This window comes from Enterobacter cloacae complex sp. ECL411 (genome assembly GCF_021869665.1).
Taxonomy (GTDB): domain Bacteria; phylum Pseudomonadota; class Gammaproteobacteria; order Enterobacterales; family Enterobacteriaceae; genus Enterobacter; species Enterobacter intestinihominis.
Genome location: NZ_CP091486.1, coordinates 780,730 through 801,023 on the forward strand (window position 1 = coordinate 780,730; position 20,294 = coordinate 801,023).

At 54.7% G+C, this 20,294-nt stretch carries 13 protein-coding genes and 1 pseudogene; 7 read left to right on the top strand and 7 right to left on the bottom strand.

The genetic code is table 11. The annotated features are described in order from the left end of the window. Positions 1–5: 5 nt before the first annotated feature. Both L3069_RS03735 and aroP read right to left on the bottom strand, forming a co-directional pair. On the bottom strand, positions 6–1,403 hold the full coding sequence (locus L3069_RS03735) for a glycoside-pentoside-hexuronide (GPH):cation symporter (RefSeq protein ID WP_022647062.1): 1,398 nt from the start codon (positions 1,401–1,403) through the stop codon (positions 6–8). 164 nt (positions 1,404–1,567) lie between these two features. Beyond that, a complete protein-coding gene (gene aroP, locus L3069_RS03740; RefSeq protein ID WP_023299335.1) occupies positions 1,568–2,938 on the bottom strand; it encodes an aromatic amino acid transporter AroP in 1,371 nt (456 codons plus the stop codon). A gap of 537 nt (positions 2,939–3,475) precedes the next feature. Between aroP and pdhR the strand changes: the two genes are divergently transcribed. The 4 genes from pdhR to lpdA all read left to right on the top strand — a co-directional run bounded on the left by pdhR (position 3,476) and on the right by lpdA (position 10,537). Then, complete coding sequence (gene pdhR / locus L3069_RS03745; protein WP_006173806.1) at positions 3,476–4,240, top strand: pyruvate dehydrogenase complex transcriptional repressor PdhR; 765 nt, start codon at positions 3,476–3,478, stop codon at positions 4,238–4,240. 123 nt (positions 4,241–4,363) lie between these two features. After that, positions 4,364–7,027, top strand: coding sequence for a pyruvate dehydrogenase (acetyl-transferring), homodimeric type (gene aceE / locus L3069_RS03750; protein ID WP_022647064.1), 2,664 nt, complete (start codon positions 4,364–4,366; stop codon positions 7,025–7,027). A gap of 14 nt (positions 7,028–7,041) precedes the next feature. Beyond that, positions 7,042–8,937 carry a pyruvate dehydrogenase complex dihydrolipoyllysine-residue acetyltransferase gene (aceF, locus tag L3069_RS03755; RefSeq protein ID WP_023299336.1) on the top strand — a complete coding sequence of 632 codons (1,896 nt, stop codon included), beginning with the start codon at positions 7,042–7,044 and terminating at the stop codon, positions 8,935–8,937. Between the two features lie 175 nt (positions 8,938–9,112). Then, a complete protein-coding gene (gene lpdA, locus L3069_RS03760; RefSeq protein ID WP_003856313.1) occupies positions 9,113–10,537 on the top strand; it encodes a dihydrolipoyl dehydrogenase in 1,425 nt (474 codons plus the stop codon). A gap of 52 nt (positions 10,538–10,589) precedes the next feature. On the opposite strand, the pseudogene L3069_RS03765 reads toward lpdA, so the two are convergent. Next, positions 10,590–11,382 (bottom strand): annotated as a pseudogene (locus L3069_RS03765) (DUF2950 family protein). A gap of 10 nt (positions 11,383–11,392) precedes the next feature. After that, on the bottom strand, positions 11,393–12,910 hold the full coding sequence (locus L3069_RS03770) for a DUF3300 domain-containing protein (protein ID WP_032625518.1): 1,518 nt from the start codon (positions 12,908–12,910) through the stop codon (positions 11,393–11,395). A gap of 387 nt (positions 12,911–13,297) precedes the next feature. On the opposite strand from L3069_RS03770, the gene acnB reads away from it, so the two are divergent. Beyond that, positions 13,298–15,895, top strand: a complete 2,598-nt coding sequence (acnB, locus tag L3069_RS03775) for a bifunctional aconitate hydratase 2/2-methylisocitrate dehydratase (protein ID WP_038415351.1) — start codon at positions 13,298–13,300, stop codon at positions 15,893–15,895. A gap of 183 nt (positions 15,896–16,078) precedes the next feature. Next, positions 16,079–16,441 (top strand): protein YacL, encoded by a 363-nt coding sequence (yacL, locus tag L3069_RS03780; protein WP_022647069.1) that lies wholly within the window; start codon positions 16,079–16,081, stop codon positions 16,439–16,441. A gap of 31 nt (positions 16,442–16,472) precedes the next feature. On the opposite strand, the gene speD is transcribed toward yacL, so the two are convergent. From speD to L3069_RS03795, 3 genes are all read right to left on the bottom strand, one after another. Further along, positions 16,473–17,267 carry an adenosylmethionine decarboxylase gene (speD, locus tag L3069_RS03785; RefSeq protein WP_022647070.1) on the bottom strand — a complete coding sequence of 265 codons (795 nt, stop codon included), beginning with the start codon at positions 17,265–17,267 and terminating at the stop codon, positions 16,473–16,475. Further along, on the bottom strand, positions 17,268–18,137 hold the full coding sequence (gene speE, locus L3069_RS03790) for a polyamine aminopropyltransferase (protein ID WP_022647071.1): 870 nt from the start codon (positions 18,135–18,137) through the stop codon (positions 17,268–17,270). A gap of 101 nt (positions 18,138–18,238) precedes the next feature. Continuing rightward, positions 18,239–18,586 carry a YacC family pilotin-like protein gene (locus L3069_RS03795; protein ID WP_003856306.1) on the bottom strand — a complete coding sequence of 116 codons (348 nt, stop codon included), beginning with the start codon at positions 18,584–18,586 and terminating at the stop codon, positions 18,239–18,241. Positions 18,587–18,731: 145 nt separating this feature from the next. On the opposite strand from L3069_RS03795, the gene cueO reads away from it, so the two are divergent. Beyond that, positions 18,732–20,291 (top strand): multicopper oxidase CueO, encoded by a 1,560-nt coding sequence (gene cueO, locus L3069_RS03800; RefSeq protein ID WP_038415353.1) that lies wholly within the window; start codon positions 18,732–18,734, stop codon positions 20,289–20,291. The last annotated feature ends 3 nt before the right edge of the window (positions 20,292–20,294 follow it).

Consider the following 20,294-nt stretch of genomic DNA (forward strand, 5'->3'; position numbering starts at 1 on the left):
TTTCCTTATTTAGTCTCAGCGGCTTTAAATTCCTGATAGTCGCTCAGTTCACGATAGTTGGTGCGACGCTTCTCCAGATCGGACTGGATTTGCTTCATGGTCTCACGGTCCACTTTCAGCAGACGTACAACGCCCGCGGTAATTAAATATCCAATGCCAGGAATGACGGTAAAGAGCAGCACAATGCCGTTGATGGCATCCGCGCTCTGCGCTTTTGCGCCCGCGTCATAACCGTACCAGGAGAGCAGGAAGCCAACCATCGCCCCGGCAATCGCCAGACCCAGCTTCAGGAAGAAGATGTTGCCGGAGAAGCTGATCCCGGTGATACGTTTCCCGGTTTTCCATTCACCGTAGTCGTCCACGTCGGCCATCAGTGACCAGTGCAGAGGGGATGGGATCTGGTGCAGGATATTCAGCAGGACGTAAAGCACAACAATGGTTGTCGTCGCTTTCGGGTCGAAGAAGTAGAAGGCGCAGGAGAAAATCGCCAGCGCGATGTTGGTCCAGAAGAAGACCTTCAGCTTACACCAGCGGTCGGTCAGCACTTTCGCCAGCATACTGCCGAACATCATGCCGACAACGCCCAGGCTGATAAACAGCGTGGCGAAATGGGTGCTTTGCCCCATTACCCAGGTGACGTAATACATGGTGGCCGCCATGCGGATAAAGCCCGGGCAGACGTTACAGAGCGTCAGAAGCAGAATGCGCACCCACTGGTCATTCTTCCACACATCCTTCAGGTCGTTTTTCAGTTCGTCGTGGGTTTGTACCGCCGGGCGAACGCGCTCGCGCACCGTGGCGAAGCAGAACAGGAACATGCAGGTACCAATCAGCGCCAGCACGGTCATCGCCATCTGGTAGCCTTTGGCTTTGTTATCCCCACCGAACCAGTCGGCCATTGGCAGGAGCGTAAGCGACAGCAGCAGCGTGGCGATACCGACCATAACAAAACGATAGGACTGGCAGGCTACGCGCTCTTTTGGGTCGTTGGTGATCACGCCACCGAGCGAGCAGTACGGAATGTTGATGGCGGTATAGGTCAGCGACAGCAGGAAGTAGGTGACAAATGCATAGATAACTTTGCTGTTATAGCTCCACTCTGGGGTGGTGAACATCAGGATGCTGAACAGCGCATAGGGGAAGGCAATCCACAGTAGCCATGGACGAAATCGACCATATTTGCTGCGGGTACGGTCGGCAATCGCGCCCATGATTGGGTCCGTTACGGCGTCAATCACGCGAACGGACAGCAGCAGTACCCCAACCAGCGCAGGCGCCAGACCAAAAATATCCGTATAAAAATAGTTAACAAATAACATGATGGCGCCAAAGATAATGTTGCATCCGGCGTCACCCATGCCATAGCCGATCTTTTCTTTTACTGACAGTTTGTTGTTATCCATCGACAGATCTCCGGGTTTCGGTATGGAGAGAATTATTCGCTGGCAAACGGATATATGCGTTGCAATATAAGGGCGGTGATATGGAGGATTTTGCTGTTGGCGTGAATTTGTGAGGAAGGTAACAAGACGCTGTACCCGCAACCGCGGGTACAGCGAGAAAACACTTAGTGCGCTTTCACCGTTTTGGCATTTTTCTGTTTCACCATATAGCCCACGCCGAGGATCGCAATCCACACCGGGATGAGGTAGACGGAAATCGCCATGCCTGGCGTGATGAGCATGATGACCAGCACGGCCGCCATGAACAGCAGGCAAACCCAGTTCCCCAGCGGATAGAGCAGGGCAGGGAAGCGCGTGGTTACGCCCTGCTGCTGCTTGGCGCGGCGGAACTTGATGTGCGCGAGGCTAATCATCGCCCAGTTGATCACCAGCGCGGAAACCACCAACGCCATCAGCAGGCCGAAGGCCGATTCCGGTGCCAGGTAGTTAATCAGAACGCAAAGCGCCGTCACGACCGCCGACACGATAATGGTGTTAACCGGTACGCCACGTTTATCAACGGTAAGCAGCGCTTTCGGTGCGTTGCCCTGTTGCGCCAGGCCGAACAGCATACGGCTGTTGCAGTAAACGCAGCTGTTATAAACAGAGAGCGCGGCGGTCAGCACTACGACGTTGAGCGCGTTCGCCACGAAGGTGTCGCCCAGCTCGTGGAAGATCAGCACAAACGGGCTGGTATCCGCCGTGACGCGTGTCCATGGCAGCAGGGAGAGCAGGACCGCCAGGGAGCCCACGTAGAAGATCAGAATACGGTAGATAACCTGATTTGTGGCTTTCGGGATGCTCTGCTCCGGGTTGTCGGCTTCCGCGGCGGTGATGCCCACCAGCTCCAGACCGCCGAAGGAGAACATAATGATCGCCATCATCATTACCAGGCCGGTCATGCCGTGCGGCAGGAACCCGCCCTGTTCCCAGAGGTTGCGTACGGTTGCCTGCGGGCCACCGTTGCCGCTGAAGAGCAACCAGCCGCCAAAAATGATCATCGCTACAACGGCAATTACTTTGATAATGGCGAACCAGAACTCCATTTCCCCAAACACTTTCACGTTGGTCAGGTTAATGGCGTTGATCAGCACGAAGAAGACTGCCGCAGACGCCCAGGTGGGGATCTCCGGGTACCAGAATTGAATGTATTTACCGACGGCGGTGAGTTCCGCCATAGCAACCAGCACGTAAAGAACCCAGTAGTTCCATCCGGAGGCGAAGCCCGCAAAGCTGCCCCAGTATTTGTAGGCAAAGTGGCTAAAAGAGCCTGCAACCGGCTCCTCAACGACCATTTCCCCTAACTGGCGCATAATCAAAAACGCAATGAAACCTGCAATTGCGTAACCCAGAATGATGCCCGGACCGGCCGACTGGATAACGGACGCACTGCCCAGAAACAGGCCAGTACCAATAGCACCGCCCAGGGCAATGAGCTGAATATGGCGGTTTTTAAGGCCGCGCTTTAGCTGATCGCCATGCTGTTGAGCTTCCATTTGAAACCTCGTGTGTGGTTGTTATGTTCACGCTGTGCGTGTGTAATTATGAAAGTCCATATTCTGTATTTATTTCTTTACGGTTAACGATACCGAAAAAAGCGGAGATGGCTTCCGTTAGCGCCAGAATAGTGGTAAGTGCCAGCGAATGCACCTGCTTTATGAAGGGATGATGACGACTTGAATAAAAAGAAACCAATTGTAAATCGGTACGTTAACCCCTCATACCCCAACCTATAGAATAGAAATGCGTCATAAGTGGACGAATTTTCATATTTTGCCTTGTTGAATCGCTTCAGATTGCAAAATCCCTCGTTTAAATATGGTTAAAACTGCCCCTTTGGGAGTAACCATTTCATTTGTGCAAAGTTACATTCCTGAAACGTTAGTTCTGTAAGGTTGTTAAAATGTGCCGGGTTTCCTGATTTCAATCAAAACCAATATGGACAGAAGGTGAATACTTTGTTACTTTAGCGATACGAACATGAAATTGGTAAGACCAATTGACTCCGGGCAAAAAGGCGTAAGACAGGGAATATGGCCTACAGCAAAATTCGCCAACCAAAACTTTCCGATGTGATTGAGCAGCAGCTGGAGTTTTTGATTCTCGAAGGGACACTGCGCCCGGGCGAGAAACTCCCGCCAGAACGCGAGCTGGCAAAACAGTTCGACGTTTCACGCCCCTCTCTGCGTGAGGCGATTCAACGTCTCGAAGCAAAGGGCCTGTTGCTCCGTCGTCAGGGTGGCGGAACCTTTGTGCAAAACAGCCTGTGGCAGAGCTTCAGCGACCCGCTGGTAGAACTTCTCTCTGACCACCCAGAATCCCAGTTTGATCTGCTTGAGACCCGTCACGCGCTGGAAGGTATCGCGGCCTATTACGCCGCCCTTCGCAGCACTGATGAAGATCGCGTACGTATTCGCGAGCTGCATCAGGCCATTGAACGGGCACAGCAGTCCGGCGACTTAGACGCCGAATCCAGCGCCGTTGTCCAGTATCAAATTGCCGTCACCGAAGCAGCGCACAACGTGGTGCTCCTCCATCTGCTACGCTGCATGGAGCCCATGCTGGCCCAGAACGTTCGTCAGAATTTTGAATTGTTGTATGCCCGTCGGGAGATGCTCCCGCTGGTAAGCAACCATCGCACCCGAGTATTCGAGGCGATAATGGCCGGGGAACCGGAGCAGGCGCGTGAAGCGTCGCACCGCCATCTGGCTTTCATTGAGGAAATCTTGCTGGACCGCAGCCGTGAACAATCGCGTCGCGAGCGTTCATTGCGCCGCATACAGCAACGAAAGGATTAAGCGCCAGGTACTTTTAGAGCGCGGCAACTAAACGCAGAACCTGTCTTATTGTGTTCTTAACCGAGAGCACAATGGGACAGGTTCCAGACAAATCAACGTATTAGATAGATAAGGAATACCCCCATGTCAGAACGTCTCCAAAATGACGTGGATCCGATCGAAACTCGCGACTGGCTACAGGCGATCGAATCGGTCATCCGTGAAGAAGGTGTTGAGCGTGCTCAGTATCTGATTGATCAGCTGCTTTCAGAAGCGCGCAAAGGCGGCGTGAAAGTGGCTTCAGGTGCAGGGGCTAGCAACTACGTAAACACGATTGCCGTCGAAGACGAACCGGAATACCCGGGCAATCTGGATCTGGAACGCCGTATCCGTTCTGCTATCCGCTGGAACGCTATCATGACCGTTCTGCGCGCATCCAAGAAAGATCTGGAACTGGGTGGCCACATGGCGTCCTTCCAGTCCTCTGCAACCGTTTACGAAGTGTGCTTCAACCACTTCTTCCGTGCAGCCAACGAGAAAGACGGCGGCGATCTGGTGTACTTCCAGGGCCACATCTCTCCGGGCATCTATGCACGTGCCTTCCTGGAAGGTCGTCTGACTGAAGAGCAGATGAACAACTTCCGTCAGGAAGTTCACGGTAAGGGTCTGTCTTCTTATCCGCACCCTAAACTGATGCCTGAGTTCTGGCAGTTCCCGACCGTATCTATGGGTCTGGGTCCAATTGGTGCAATCTATCAGGCTAAATTCCTGAAGTACCTGGAACACCGTGGTCTGAAAGACACCTCTGAGCAGACCGTTTACGCCTTCCTGGGCGACGGTGAAATGGATGAGCCAGAATCTAAAGGCGCGATCACCATCGCGACCCGTGAGAAGCTGGACAACCTGTGCTTCATCATCAACTGTAACCTGCAACGTCTGGATGGTCCGGTAACCGGTAACGGCAAGATCATTAACGAACTGGAAGGCATCTTCGCGGGTGCAGGCTGGAACGTGATCAAAGTCATGTGGGGCGGTCGTTGGGATGAGCTGCTGCGTAAAGACACCAGCGGTAAACTGATCCAGCTGATGAACGAAACCGTTGACGGCGACTACCAGACCTTCAAATCCAAAGACGGTGCCTACGTTCGTGAGCACTTCTTCGGCAAATATCCTGAAACCGCAGCCCTGGTTGCAGACTGGACTGACGAGCAGATCTGGGCGCTGAACCGCGGTGGTCACGATCCGAAGAAAGTTTACGCTGCACTGAAAAAAGCGCAGGAAACCAAAGGTAAAGCGACTGTGATCCTGGCCCACACCATCAAAGGTTACGGCATGGGTGATACCGCAGAAGGTAAAAACATCGCTCACCAGGTTAAGAAAATGAACATGGACGGCGTGCGTTATATCCGCGACCGTTTCAACGTTCCAGTGACCGATGAGCAGGTAGAAAACCTGTCTTACATCACCTTCCCGGAAGGGTCTGAAGAGCACAAGTACCTGCACGAACGTCGTCAGGCGCTGAAAGGCTACCTGCCTGCTCGTCAGCCTAACTTCACCGAGAAGCTGGAACTGCCAGCCCTGGAAGACTTCTCTCAGCTGCTGGAAGAGCAGAACAAAGAGATCTCTACCACTATCGCTTTCGTTCGTGCCCTGAACGTGATGCTGAAGAACAAGTCAATCAAAGATCGTCTGGTTCCAATCATCGCCGACGAAGCGCGTACTTTCGGTATGGAAGGTCTGTTCCGTCAGATCGGTATCTACAGCCCGAACGGCCAGCAGTACACCCCGCAGGACCGTGAGCAGGTTGCATACTACAAAGAAGACGAGAAAGGTCAGATCCTGCAGGAAGGTATCAACGAGCTGGGCGCAGGCGCATCCTGGCTGGCTGCTGCGACCTCTTACAGCACCAACAACCTGCCGATGATCCCGTTCTACATCTACTACTCCATGTTCGGGTTCCAGCGTATCGGTGATCTGTGCTGGCAGGCAGGCGACCAGCAGGCTCGCGGCTTCCTGATCGGTGGTACTTCTGGTCGTACGACCCTGAACGGTGAAGGTCTGCAGCACGAAGATGGTCACAGCCACATTCAGTCTCTGACTATCCCTAACTGTATCTCTTACGACCCGTCTTACGCGTACGAAGTGGCAGTCATCATGCATGACGGTCTGCAGCGCATGTACGGTGAAGCGCAAGAGAACGTTTACTACTACATCACCACCCTGAACGAAAACTACCACATGCCGGCAATGCCAGCAGGTGCCGAGGAAGGTATCCGTAAAGGTATCTACAAACTCGAAACCATCGAAGGTAGCAAAGGTAAAGTTCAGCTGCTGGGCTCCGGTTCTATCCTGCGTCACGTTCGTGAAGCAGCGCAGATCCTGGCGAAAGACTACGGTGTGGGTTCCGATGTGTACTCTGTGACCTCCTTCACTGAACTGGCGCGTGATGGCCAGGATTGTGAGCGCTGGAACATGCTGCACCCAATGGAAACCCCACGCGTTCCGTACATCGCTCAGGTGATGAACGACGCGCCAGCGGTGGCGTCTACTGACTATATGAAACTGTTCGCTGAGCAGGTTCGTACTTACGTTCCAGCTGATGATTATCGCGTACTGGGTACTGACGGCTTCGGTCGTTCTGACAGCCGCGAAAACCTGCGTCACCACTTCGAAGTTGATGCTTCCTACGTGGTAGTAGCAGCACTGGGCGAACTGGCTAAACGTGGCGAAATCGATAAGAAAGTGGTTGCAGACGCAATCACCAAATTCAACATCGATGCAGATAAAGTTAACCCGCGTCTGGCGTAAGAGGTAAAAGAATAATGGCTATCGAAATCAATGTACCGGACATCGGGGCTGATGAAGTTGAAATCACCGAGATCCTGGTCAAAGTAGGCGACAAAGTTGAAGCTGAACAGTCGCTGATCACCGTAGAAGGCGACAAAGCCTCTATGGAAGTCCCGTCTCCTCAGGCTGGCATCGTTAAAGAGATCAAAGTCTCTGTTGGCGATAAAACCGAGACTGGCAAACTGATCATGATTTTCGATTCCGCCGACGGTGCAGCAGCTGCTGCACCTGCGCAGGAAGAGAAGAAAGAAGCCGCTCCTGCTGCTGCTCCAGCAGCGGCCGCGGCAGCGAAAGAAGTAAATGTGCCTGACATCGGCGGTGACGAAGTTGAAGTTACCGAAATCCTGGTGAAAGTGGGCGACACCGTTGCGGCTGAGCAGTCACTGATCACCGTAGAAGGCGACAAAGCCTCTATGGAAGTGCCAGCACCGTTCGCCGGTACCGTTAAAGAAATCAAGATCAACACCGGCGACAAAGTGTCTACCGGCTCGCTGATCATGGTATTCGAAGTGGCGGGTGCTGCACCTGCCGCTGCGCCTGCTCAGGCTGCTGCTCCGGCTCCGGCCGCTGCACCAGCGGCTGCTGGCGGCGCGAAAGACGTTAACGTACCGGACATCGGCGGTGACGAAGTTGAAGTGACCGAAGTGATGGTGAAAGTGGGCGACAAAGTTGCCGCTGAACAGTCACTGATCACCGTTGAAGGCGACAAAGCTTCTATGGAAGTGCCTGCGCCGTTCGCCGGTACCGTTAAAGAGATCAAAATCAACACCGGCGACAAAGTGTCTACCGGCTCTCTGATCATGGTCTTCGAAGTGGAAGGCGCAGCGCCTGCCGCCGCTCCGGCTGCCGCGGCTGCTCCGGCACCTGCTGCTGCACCGGCTCAGGCTGCTAAACCTGCTGCTGCCCCTGCTGCTAAAGCAGAAAAATCTGAGTTCGCTGAAAACGACGCTTACGTCCACGCGACTCCGCTGATTCGTCGCCTGGCGCGCGAATTCGGTGTGAACCTGGCGAAAGTGAAGGGCACCGGCCGTAAAGGTCGTATCCTGCGCGAAGACGTTCAGGCTTACGTGAAAGACGCGGTGAAACGCGCCGAAGCTGCACCTGCGGCAGCAGCTGGCGGCGGTATCCCGGGCATGCTGCCATGGCCGAAAGTGGACTTCAGTAAGTTCGGTGAAATCGAAGAAGTGGAGCTGGGCCGTATCCAGAAAATCTCTGGTGCTAACCTGAGCCGTAACTGGGTGATGATCCCGCACGTTACGCACTTCGATAAGACCGATATCACCGATCTGGAAGCGTTCCGTAAACAGCAGAACGCCGAAGCTGAGAAGCGTAAGCTGGACGTGAAGTTCACCCCAGTGGTCTTTATCATGAAGGCCGTTGCCGCTGCCCTTGAGCAGATGCCACGCTTCAACAGCTCCCTGTCCGAAGACGGCCAGAAGCTGACGCTGAAGAAATACATCAACATCGGTGTTGCGGTTGATACGCCAAATGGTCTGGTGGTTCCGGTCTTCAAAGACGTGAACAAGAAGAGCATTACCGAGCTGTCCCGTGAACTGACCACCATCTCCAAAAAAGCGCGTGATGGTAAGCTGACTGCCGGCGAAATGCAGGGCGGCTGCTTCACTATCTCCAGCATCGGCGGCCTGGGTACCACCCACTTCGCGCCGATTGTAAACGCGCCGGAAGTGGCTATCCTCGGTGTGTCCAAGTCCGCGATGGAGCCGGTGTGGAATGGCAAAGAGTTCGTGCCGCGTCTGATGATGCCAATCTCTCTGTCCTTCGACCACCGCGTAATCGACGGGGCTGATGGTGCGCGTTTCATCACCATCATCAACAACACCCTGAGCGACATTCGCCGCCTGGTGATGTAATCGAAAAGCCGGCCAGTCGGCCGGCTTTTTTCTGATAATCTCATGGGGTTTTTGAGGTTATTGGTGAAAGCGATAATTCGTGAGCCGTTTGTTGTTTCAAAATTGTTAACAATTTTGTAAAATACGGGCGGATAGAACGACCCGGTGGACGACGGGTATACATTAAGAGGTCATGATGAGCACAGAAATCAAAACTCAGGTCGTAGTACTTGGGGCAGGCCCGGCAGGTTACTCCGCAGCATTTCGCGCCGCGGATTTAGGTCTGGAAACCGTCATCGTAGAACGTTACAGCACCCTCGGCGGTGTTTGTCTGAACGTCGGCTGTATCCCTTCTAAAGCGCTGCTGCACGTAGCGAAAGTTATCGAAGAAGCCAAAGCGCTGGCTGAACACGGTATCGTCTTCGGCGAGCCGAAAACCGATATCGACAAAATTCGTACCTGGAAAGAGAAAGTTATCACTCAGCTGACCGGCGGTCTGGCGGGTATGGCCAAAGGCCGTAAAGTGAAAGTGGTAAACGGTCTGGGTAAATTCACCGGTGCGAACACCCTGGAAGTGGAAGGCGAAAACGGCAAAACCGTGATCAACTTCGACAACGCGATCATCGCGGCAGGCTCTCGCCCAATCGAACTGCCATTCATTCCACATGAAGATCCACGCGTGTGGGATTCCACCGATGCGCTGGAGCTGAAAACCGTTCCTAAGCGTCTGCTGGTTATGGGCGGCGGTATCATCGGTCTGGAAATGGGTACTGTGTACCATGCGCTGGGTTCAGAGATCGACGTGGTTGAAATGTTCGACCAGGTAATCCCGGCAGCCGACAAAGATATCGTTAAAGTCTTCACCAAACGCATCAGCAAGAAATTCAACCTGATGCTGGAAACCAAAGTGACTGCCGTTGAAGCGAAAGAAGACGGTATTTACGTTTCCATGGAAGGCAAAAAAGCCCCATCCGAACCACAGCGTTACGACGCCGTGCTGGTGGCTATCGGCCGTGTGCCGAACGGTAAAAATCTCGACGCGGGCAAAGCTGGCGTGGAAGTGGACGACCGTGGCTTCATCCGCGTTGACAAACAGCTGCGTACCAACGTGCCGCACATCTTTGCTATCGGCGATATCGTCGGTCAGCCAATGCTGGCGCACAAAGGTGTTCACGAAGGTCATGTTGCCGCTGAAGTTATCGCCGGCATGAAGCATTACTTCGATCCGAAAGTGATCCCATCTATCGCGTATACCGAGCCAGAAGTTGCATGGGTTGGTCTGACTGAGAAAGAAGCGAAAGAGAAAGGCATCAGCTATGAAACTGCCACCTTCCCGTGGGCTGCTTCTGGCCGTGCTATCGCGTCCGATTGCGCAGACGGTATGACCAAACTGATCTTCGACAAAGAGACTCACCGCGTCATCGGTGGTGCGATTGTCGGTACCAACGGCGGCGAGCTGCTGGGTGAAATCGGTCTGGCTATCGAAATGGGCTGCGACGCAGAAGACATCGCGCTGACCATCCACGCACACCCGACTCTGCATGAGTCCGTGGGCCTGGCGGCTGAAGTGTTTGAAGGTAGCATTACTGACCTGCCAAACGCGAAAGCGAAGAAGAAATAAGTTTCTTCAGATGAAAAAAGCGGCCTCAGGCCGCTTTTTTTATGCGCTGCGTTCAGGGTGTGACAGGCTGCCAGGTCTTATCCTGCTGGTATTCACTAAGAGCCTGCGCTTTCTGCGCCGAATCGTTGCCGAGATCTGCCTGATAAACCGCGTCATCCTGGTTAATTACAAAGCTCATTACCCCCGTCTGACCGTAGTTCACCGGCCAGGCGACCATGGCAAAGCCATTTTTATCCGGCAGGATGCGGAATCGGTAACCATGGTAACCCGCCCCCCGACTGTGGAGGACTGAACGCCGGACCCAGTGGGCTGGGCGTTTCACCGGGAGCGACGGGCCAGTACAGTCCATCCTTTTTACCTTCAGAACTGACTATCTTCTGCGCGTACTTTTGGTTCATCGCAAAATAGCTCTGCTGGGCATCAACATAGGCGTGAAGCGCTTCGATGGCTGCGAGTTCGTTGCGCCCGATTTCGCGGGTCAGGATCTCTTCTGCGGCTTCCTGCATATCAAACTGCCAGCCAGATGCCGTTTTGACCACCGGGATCGGTAGCTGCCAGCCGTTATCGCCCACCACCAGGTGCGCCACGTTGCCACTGATGACGGTTTTATGATGAACGTTCCAGTCGCGCAGGAAGCGATCGACCGCATCAGGATCAACGCCTTCGGGCGGCAGGAAATCGCGCCAGTTTTCACCGAGCAAATTGTTCATCGCACTTTCATTTTGCTCGCTGATGGCGCTTGCCAGCGCACTGGTCGCCTGTTCTGGCGAACTGAACGATTGCTGTGCCATGACGGCCGCCGAGACCATGAACAACACCATTCCACTGAGTAATTGACGTTTCATGTCGGCTCCCTTAACGATGACGGAATTCATGGCGTTCAGCGCGTTCGCCAGTGAGCTGGCGCGGCTGATGTTGACGAGTAGCGAGCTGCCGGCTTTGCGCCCCGCGCTGCTGCTGGGCTTGCCAGTTCGCGGAGCGGCTGTCGTTGCCGCTCAGGGCATTGGCCCGATGCAGCCTGGCTGGCTGCTGTACCGTCTGTGAAACCCGCTTCTCCTGTCTGTGCATGTCAGTCTGATGATGTTCACGCTGCGGCGTGCTCGTCCGTTTTACGGCCTGTGGCCTGGTGTCATATCCACGATAGTTATTTCGCTGCGAGATCTGCTTCAACTGTTGCGTTGAGGCCAGACGTTGTGCGTCCCGCGTGGCTGTATGTACTGAGTGTGGGAGGGTTTTACCCGTTGATTTTTCCATCTGGCTGAGAGCGGCCTGGCGCTGGCTGTCGCGATTGACTGGATTTTGCTGCGTCGCGCTTAGCCCGGTGGCTGTCTGTGTAGAGTGGAAGCGGTTAGCCAGCTGGTTATTCGGGTAAGGCACGCCTTCACGATAGGCAGGATTGTGCTGCCAGGTGTGGTTATTACCGTTCAGGTGCTGCCCGCTGATTCTGTTGAAATTATCCACGTTGATATTGATGTTGTTATCACCGTTGCGGTTATAACCGCCGTGATTGTCCCAGTCATCATCGTGATGATGGTGATCCCAGTCGTCGTCATCCCAGTCAATATTGCTGAAAATGGCGTAGGTTGTAGCGACCCCGAGGCTAAAACCTAATCCTTTAACCAGACTGTCCGTGAATTGCTCGCCGGGTGAGGGCGGAAGATAGACCGGCGGGTAAGCGGTGTTAGGCCAGCTACCATAAACCGTATTCGGGTTATACGTGGGAACATACACCACCTGCGGATCGGCGGATTCAATCTTGATCACCGTTGGGCTGGTAGGCGTTGCGGTTGTCGTGGTTTTTGTCGATGCAGGTTTCGTGACGGTGGTGACCGTCTGCTGCGGTGTGGATTGTAGCGCACCCGTTTGTTGGGCCAGCAGGCGCAGCCGCTGTACGGAATCCATCACATCTTTCGGCTGTGCAAGGAAAGCGTCTCCCAGATTTTGTACCCATGGCGGATTTTCGCCCATCAACGACATCAGCTGAGGAAACGCAACCAGGGATTTTACGCTGGGATCCCACGGCTGGGTGGCTACCGCCTGCAGGGCGGCATCACCCTGCATTTTAGGATTATCTTTCGACCACTGCGCGGCCTGAATAACATTTGACGGGTAAGTCGACGCCATCAAGATTTGCGACAGCAGGGCATCCGGGTAAAGCGCGACAGGGGCAACCCATTGGTCGATTTGCGCCGCAGTGTAGACCGGGGCAGCGACGGGCGCAGGCTGGGCTACCGGTGCGCCAGGTTGTTGTGTAACCGGAGCAGGCGTAGCAGGTTCCGTTGCGCGGCTTTTAACGTACATGACACCCGAGGCGGCAAACAGCCCCGCACTGCAAAGCAGAACAAGAAGATGTGGCTTAAAAGGCAACTTCATAGATTGACTCCAACGAGACGAGTGCAGTGCCGTGAGGCGTTGCTGTTGCCGCGAGTATCATTCACTCGTGTTTTACAGTTTTGACTATTGTTGGGAAACCAACCGGAGCGTCCGGATAAAGAGTGTGAGTATTTATTACACAATTATATCGGATAGCTGAAAAGGCGACGGGAAAGAGGACAAGATTCGCCTCGTCTCCCCGCTACACCATGCTTAACGATTCAGCAAATAATTTAATGTTGCTTTTTTGTAAACAGATTAACACTGTGCAGAAATCCTGCTATGCTGCCCGACGCGGTATCGGGCATTTACCCTACAAACTGCTGTCTCACAGGAGCGTGAAGAGAACGCCCGCCGCATATGACAATGAGAGCGAGGAGAACCGTCGTGCTAGAAGAATACCGTAAGCACGTAGCAGAACGTGCCGCCGAGGGAATTGTACCCAAACCTTTAGATGCAACCCAAATGGCCGCGCTCGTCGAGCTGCTGAAGAACCCGCCTGAGGGCGAAGAAGAATTCCTGTTAGATCTGCTGATCAACCGCGTACCGCCTGGCGTAGATGAAGCTGCCTACGTAAAAGCCGGATTCCTTGCTGCTATCGCCAAAGGCGAAGCCACCTCCCCACTGGTTACTCCTGAAAAAGCCATTGAACTGCTCGGCACCATGCAGGGCGGCTATAACATTCATCCGCTGATTGACGCGCTGGACAACGAAAAGCTGGCACCGATTGCTGCCAAAGCGCTCTCTTCAACGCTGCTGATGTTCGATAACTTCTACGATGTAGAAGAAAAAGCCAAAGCAGGCAACGTTTACGCGAAGCAGGTGATGCAGTCCTGGGCCGATGCCGAATGGTTCCTGAACCGCCCTGCGCTTGCTGAAAAAATTACCGTGACCGTCTTTAAGGTTACCGGTGAAACCAACACCGATGACCTCTCTCCGGCTCCGGACGCGTGGTCTCGTCCTGATATCCCCCTGCACGCCCTGGCGATGCTGAAAAACGCCCGCGAAGGCATCGAGCCGGATCAGCCGGGTAGCGTTGGCCCGATTAAACAGATCGAAGCGCTTCAGGAGAAAGGTTTCCCGCTGGCCTACGTCGGTGATGTGGTTGGTACCGGTTCTTCCCGTAAATCCGCCACCAACTCCGTGCTGTGGTTCATGGGCGACGACATTCCGCACGTGCCGAACAAGCGCGGCGGCGGCCTGTGCCTCGGCGGCAAAATTGCGCCAATCTTCTTCAACACCATGGAAGATGCGGGCGCTCTGCCAGTTGAAGTGGACGTGAGCAACCTGAACATGGGTGACGTGATTGACGTTTACCCGTATAAAGGCGAAGTGCGCAACCACGAAACCAACGAACTGTTGGCAAGCTTCGAGCTGAAAACCGACGTGCTGATCGACGAAGTGCGTGCCGGTGGCCGTATTCCGCTGATCATTGGCCGTGGCCTGACCACCAAAGCGCGTGAAGCGCTGGGTCTGCCGCACAGTGACGTGTTCCGTCAGGCGAAAGACGTGGCGGAAAGCAATCGCGGCTTCTCGCTGGCACAGAAAATGGTCGGTCGCGCCTGCGGCGTCGCTGGTATCCGTCCTGGCGCGTACTGCGAGCCGAAAATGACCTCCGTGGGCTCTCAGGACACCACCGGTCCAATGACCCGTGATGAACTGAAAGACCTGGCGTGCCTGGGCTTCTCGTCTGACCTGGTGATGCAGTCCTTCTGCCACACTGCGGCATATCCGAAGCCGGTTGACGTCACTACGCACCACACGCTGCCTGACTTCATTATGAACCGTGGCGGTGTCTCCCTGCGTCCGGGCGACGGCGTTATCCACTCCTGGCTGAACCGCATGCTGCTGCCGGATACCGTGGGTACCGGCGGTGACTCCCATACCCGTTTCCCGATTGGTATCTCCTTCCCTGCGGGCTCCGGTCTGGTGGCGTTTGCCGCAGCGACCGGCGTGATGCCTCTCGACATGCCTGAATCCGTGCTGGTGCGCTTCAAAGGCAAAATGCAGCCGGGCATCACTCTGCGCGATCTGGTGCACGCAATCCCGCTGTATGCCATCAAACAGGGTCTGCTGACCGTTGAGAAGAAGGGCAAGAAAAACATCTTCTCTGGCCGCATTCTGGAAATTGAAGGTCTGCCGGATCTGAAAGTTGAGCAGGCGTTCGAGCTGACCGATGCCTCTGCCGAGCGTTCTGCGGCGGGCTGTACCATCAAGCTGAACAAAGAGCCGATTATTGAGTATCTGACCTCCAACATCGTGCTGCTCAAGTGGATGATTGCGGAAGGCTACGGCGACCGCCGTACGCTGGAGCGTCGTATTCAGGGCATGGAAAAATGGCTGGCGGATCCGCAGCTGCTGGAAGCTGACGCTGACGCAGAGTACGCGGCGGTGATCGACATCGATCTGGCGGATATCAAAGAGCCAATCCTGTGTGCGCCAAACGATCCGGACGATGCGCGTCTGCTCTCTGACGTACAGGGCGATAAGATCGACGAAGTGTTCATCGGCTCCTGTATGACCAACATCGGCCACTTCCGTGCTGCCGGTAAGCTGCTGGATACTCACAAAGGCCAGCTGCCGACCCGTCTGTGGGTGGCGCCGCCAACCCGTATGGATGCGGCGCAGCTGACCGAAGAGGGCTACTACAGCGTGTTCGGTAAGAGCGGGGCGCGTATTGAAATTCCGGGCTGCTCCCTGTGCATGGGCAACCAGGCGCGCGTGGCCGACGGTGCGACAGTGGTCTCCACCTCCACCCGTAACTTCCCGAACCGTTTGGGTACCGGGGCGAACGTCTACCTGGCTTCTGCGGAGCTGGCAGCGGTTGCGGCGCTGATTGGCAAACTGCCAACGCCGGAAGAGTACCAGACCTTTGTGGCTCAGGTAGATAAGACGGCGGTGGATACCTATCGCTATCTGAACTTCGACCAGCTCTCTCAGTACACCGAGAAGGCTGACGGGGTGATCTTCCAGACCGCGGTATAAAAAACCAACCCCTCACCCCTAACCCCTCTCCCCAAGGGGCGAGGGGGATTTTATTCCCTCTCCCTTTGGGAGAGGGCCAGGGTGAGGGGTATTTTTTTTATTTTCATTCCTCCCACCTCTCCCGCTTTTTTTCTTCCTCTCTGCTGCGATAATTACCCTAATGGCTTTGCAGAGGAAAACGCTATGGATTACGAATTTTTGCGCGACATCACCGGCGTGGTGAAAGTGCGAATGTCGATGGGGCACGAAGCCGTTGGACACTGGTTTAACGAAGAGGTGAAAGAGAACCTCGCGCTGCTGGATGAAGTCGAACAGGCAGCGGAAACGGTGAAAGGCAGTGAACGCTCCTGGCAACGCGCCGGGCACGAATACACCCTGTGGATGGATGGCGAAGAGGTGATGGTGCGTGCCAACCAGCTTGAGTTCTCGGGTGATGAGATGGAAGAGGGGATGAGCTACTACGACGAAGAAAGCCTGTCGCTGTGCGGTGTGGAAGATTTCCTGAAAGTGGTGAACGCCTACCGCGACTTTATGAAACAGAAGTAATTCCCCGAAGCGTCCCTGCTTCGGGCCACGATTACACGGTCGGAATGTTACGGCCGTAGTAAATTTCGCGCATCTCTTTCCAGAGCAGGTCGGTAATGACCTTACGCTCTTCTTCGCTTAAATCTTCCGGCTTCGTGTGGAACATGTAGTGCTTAAGGTCGAATTCCTTAAGTAACATTTTGGTGTGGAAGATATTTTCCTGATAGACGTTCACATCCATCATGTCGTATAGCGACTTCATGTCGTCGGACATGAAGTTCTGAATGGAGTTGATCTCATGATCGATGAAGTGCTTCATGCCGTTGATATCACGGGTAAAACCGCGTACGCGATAATCAATAGTGACGATATCGGATTCCAGCTGGTGGATTAAATAATTCAACGCATTCAGCGGTGAAATCACGCCGCAGGTCGACACTTCAATATCCGCGCGGAAGGTACACAGTCCGCCTTCCGGGTGGCTTTCCGGGTAGGTGTGCACGCAGATATGGCTTTTATCCAGGTGGGCGACAACCACTTCTGGCAGCGGGCCGGGGTGCTCGGTTTTGTCGATAAGCTGCGGGTCAACCGGCTCTTCGCTGACCAGAATGGTGACGCTTGCTCCCTGCGGCTCGTAATCCTGCCGCGCGATATTCAGGATGTTGGCGCCGATAATCGAGCAGGTCTCTGTCAGGATCTCGGTCAGACGGTTGGCGTTGTAGAGTTCATCGATATAGGCGATATAACCATCGCGCTCTTCTGCTGTTTTGGCGTAGCAGATATCGTAAATACAAAAACTCAGGCTTTTGGTCAGATTGTTAAAGCCATGCAGTTTAAGCTTTTTCAATTAGTTCACCTCCTTTGAGGACAGCGCGTCTTGCAGATATTGAGGCAACGCAAAGGCTGCGGTGTGGATCGCCGGGTTGTAGTATCGGCATTTGAGTCCGGCCTGGTGGAAGCGGGCCTGGATAATTTCGGTGGAGAGATGGCGCAGGACGTCGTTATCCGTCGCCCAGGCAAAGGTCATGATCCCGCCGTAGTAAGTGGGGATCGCCGCCTGGTAGAAGCTGACGTCAGCAAAATAGGTGCTCAGCTTACGGTGGCTATCAAGCGCTTCATCCTGTTGCAGGAAGCAAACGCCGTTTTGCGCCACAAAAATCCCGCCAGGCTTCAGGCAGCGCTTGCAGCCTTCGTAAAACGACGAGGTAAACAGCGACGCGCCCGGACCGATAGGGTCGGTACAGTCAGAGATAATGACATCAAACGTTTGCGTGGTCTGGTTAACAAAATTGACGCCATCGTCGATAACCAGATTAAACCGCGGATCGTCATAGCTGCCAGCATTGTGGTTGGGCAGATACTGGCGGCAGAACGACACCACACCGGCGTCGATTTCCACCATGGTGATGGTTTCGACATTCTGATGACGCGAGACTTCACGCAGCATCGCGCCGTCGCCGCCGCCGATAATCAGCACGTCCTTCGCGTGGCCGTGGGCCAGCAGCGGGACGTGGGTCATCATTTCGTGATAGATAAACTCGTCGCGCTCGGTGGTTTGCACCACGCCGTCCAGCGCCATTACGCGGCCAAAGGCGGCGTTTTCGAAGATTATCAGATCCTGATGATCGGTTTTCTCATGATAGAGCACGTTATCCACGGCAAAATACTGACCAAACTGGTCATGCAGCGTTTCTTGCCATACCGTTTTTTCGGTCATGGGGAGCACCTCCTTCGTTAGCATCCATTACATCCGGCAGATGGGCGCAACACAACACCGCCGTGAAGCGGTTAGCGGGTCAACAAGGGGCGTCGGGAAGGTTACTTCACGTAGGCGAGCAGGCTGAGTGAATCGCGAGCCAGCGCTTTGCATTTTTTAGCAGTGGGAATGCCAATACCGCTTAAATCACGGTAGCTGTCTTCACCGAGCGCCTTCATGTCGAAGCTGTCGTAGTTGCTGAGGTCCCATTGGTTCTGCTGGGCAAAAAAGACCAGTGCGCGACGAATTTGCCCATTGGGTAAATTCTGGTAACCACAATCGTTTTTCAGAAAAACAAAAACTGCCGTCAGATCGGCCATATCTTCCGCTTCGTTTTCACTTAGCGCGTAACTGTTCGCACACATCGCCATCAGGCTGGCGAACAAAATTGTTCTGAAAAACGTCTTCATTGCCTTTACCACTGCATCACGGAAAATTAACGTTAGCATACTTGATGCCAGGCCGACGATCTTTATTATTGCCGCCGTGCTTGACCTTCCGGTAAGGGGAGGGTTTATGCTCAAAAGATCGCCTGCTGGAAATAAGGAAATGCACATGCAACGTCGTGATTTTTTAAAATTTTCTGCCGCGCTGGGGGTTGCCAGCGCGTTACCGCTCTGGAGCCGCGCCGTTTTTGCCGCCGACAGACCTGCTTTACCCATACCTGAATTACTCGCCGCAGATGCCCGCAGCCGCATTCAGCTTGTGGTGCAGGCCGGTAAAACCACGTTCGGTCAGCACGCCGCCACGACGTGGGGTTATAACGGCAATTTGCTCGGCCCTGCGTTGCAGTTACGCAAAGGGAAGGCGGTGACGGTAGACATTCATAACACGCTAGCGCAAGAGACCACGCTGCACTGGCATGGGCTGGAAGTCCCGGGCGAAGTGGATGGGGGGCCTCAGGGCGTCATCAGGCCTGGTGGTAAACGCAGCGTCACCTTTACTCCTGACCAGCGTGCGGCGACCTGCTGGTTCCACCCGCATCAGCATGGCAAAACGGGCCATCAGGTGGCGATGGGGCTGGCCGGTCTGGTGCTGATTGAAGACGATGAAAGCCGCCTGCTGCGCCTGCCAAAACAGTGGGGGATCGACGATGTCCCGGTGATTGTGCAGGACAAAAAATTCAGCGCTGACGGGCAAATTGACTATCAGCTGGACGTAATGAGCGCGGCGGTAGGCTGGTTTGGCGATACGCTGCTGACCAACGGCGCAATCTACCCGCAGCATGCCGCGCCAAAAGGCTGGCTGCGTTTACGCCTGCTAAATGGCTGTAACGCCCGCTCGCTGAACTTCGCCACCAGCGATAAACGCCCGCTGTATGTGGTGGCAAGCGACGGCGGCCTGCTGCCGGAACCGGTGAAGGTGAGCGAGCTGCCGATGCTGATGGGCGAGCGCTTCGAGGTGCTGGTGGATATCAGCGATGGCAAAGCGTTTGACCTGGTGACTCTGCCGGTCAGCCAGATGGGGATGGCCGTTGCGCCGTTTGATAAACCCCATCCGGTCCTGCGCATTCAGCCGCTACAGATCGCCGCTTCCGGTACGCTGCCGGACGCCCTCACCACGCTACCCGCACTCCCGTCGCTGGACGGGCTTACGCAGCGTAAACTTCAGCTCTCCATGGACCCGATGCTCGACATGATGGGCATGCAGGCGCTGATGAAGAAGTACGGCAAGCAGGCCATGGCGGGAATGCACCACGGCCAGATGATGGGCCATATGAATATGGACCACGGTAAAATGGGCGGCATGGATCACGGCGGCCATGGTTTCGATTTCCACAACGCCAACCGCATCAACGGCAAAGCGTTCGATATGAACACGCCCATGTTCGCCGCCACGAAAGGGCAGTTTGAACGCTGGGTAATTTCAGGCGAAGGCGACATGATGCTGCACCCGTTCCATATCCACGGCACGCAGTTCCGTATTCTCTCTGAGAACGGTAAAGCGCCGGACGCGCATCGCCGGGGCTGGAAAGATACGGTGAGGGTGGAAGGCGGTGTCAGCGAGGTGCTGGTGAAGTTCGATCACGAAGCGCCGAAAGAGTTTGCCTATATGGCCCACTGCCATCTGCTGGAGCATGAAGATACGGGGATGATGCTGGGCTTTACCGTATAAAAA

Bases quoted from the DNA above. Each gene is read 5' to 3' on its own strand.
- L3069_RS03735 (WP_022647062.1), bottom strand. From the start codon at position 1,403: ATGGATAACAACAAACTGTCAGTAAAAGAAAAGATCGGCTATGGCATG.
- aroP (WP_023299335.1), bottom strand. From the start codon at position 2,938: ATGGAAGCTCAACAGCATGGCGATCAGCTAAAGCGCGGCCTTAAAAAC.
- pdhR (WP_006173806.1), top strand. From the start codon at position 3,476: ATGGCCTACAGCAAAATTCGCCAACCAAAACTTTCCGATGTGATTGAG.
- aceE (WP_022647064.1), top strand. From the start codon at position 4,364: ATGTCAGAACGTCTCCAAAATGACGTGGATCCGATCGAAACTCGCGAC.
- aceF (WP_023299336.1), top strand. From the start codon at position 7,042: ATGGCTATCGAAATCAATGTACCGGACATCGGGGCTGATGAAGTTGAA.
- lpdA (WP_003856313.1), top strand. From the start codon at position 9,113: ATGAGCACAGAAATCAAAACTCAGGTCGTAGTACTTGGGGCAGGCCCG.
- L3069_RS03770 (WP_032625518.1), bottom strand. From the start codon at position 12,910: ATGAAGTTGCCTTTTAAGCCACATCTTCTTGTTCTGCTTTGCAGTGCG.
- yacL (WP_022647069.1), top strand. From the start codon at position 16,079: ATGGATTACGAATTTTTGCGCGACATCACCGGCGTGGTGAAAGTGCGA.
- speE (WP_022647071.1), bottom strand. From the start codon at position 18,137: ATGACCGAAAAAACGGTATGGCAAGAAACGCTGCATGACCAGTTTGGT.
- L3069_RS03795 (WP_003856306.1), bottom strand. From the start codon at position 18,586: ATGAAGACGTTTTTCAGAACAATTTTGTTCGCCAGCCTGATGGCGATG.
- cueO (WP_038415353.1), top strand. From the start codon at position 18,732: ATGCAACGTCGTGATTTTTTAAAATTTTCTGCCGCGCTGGGGGTTGCC.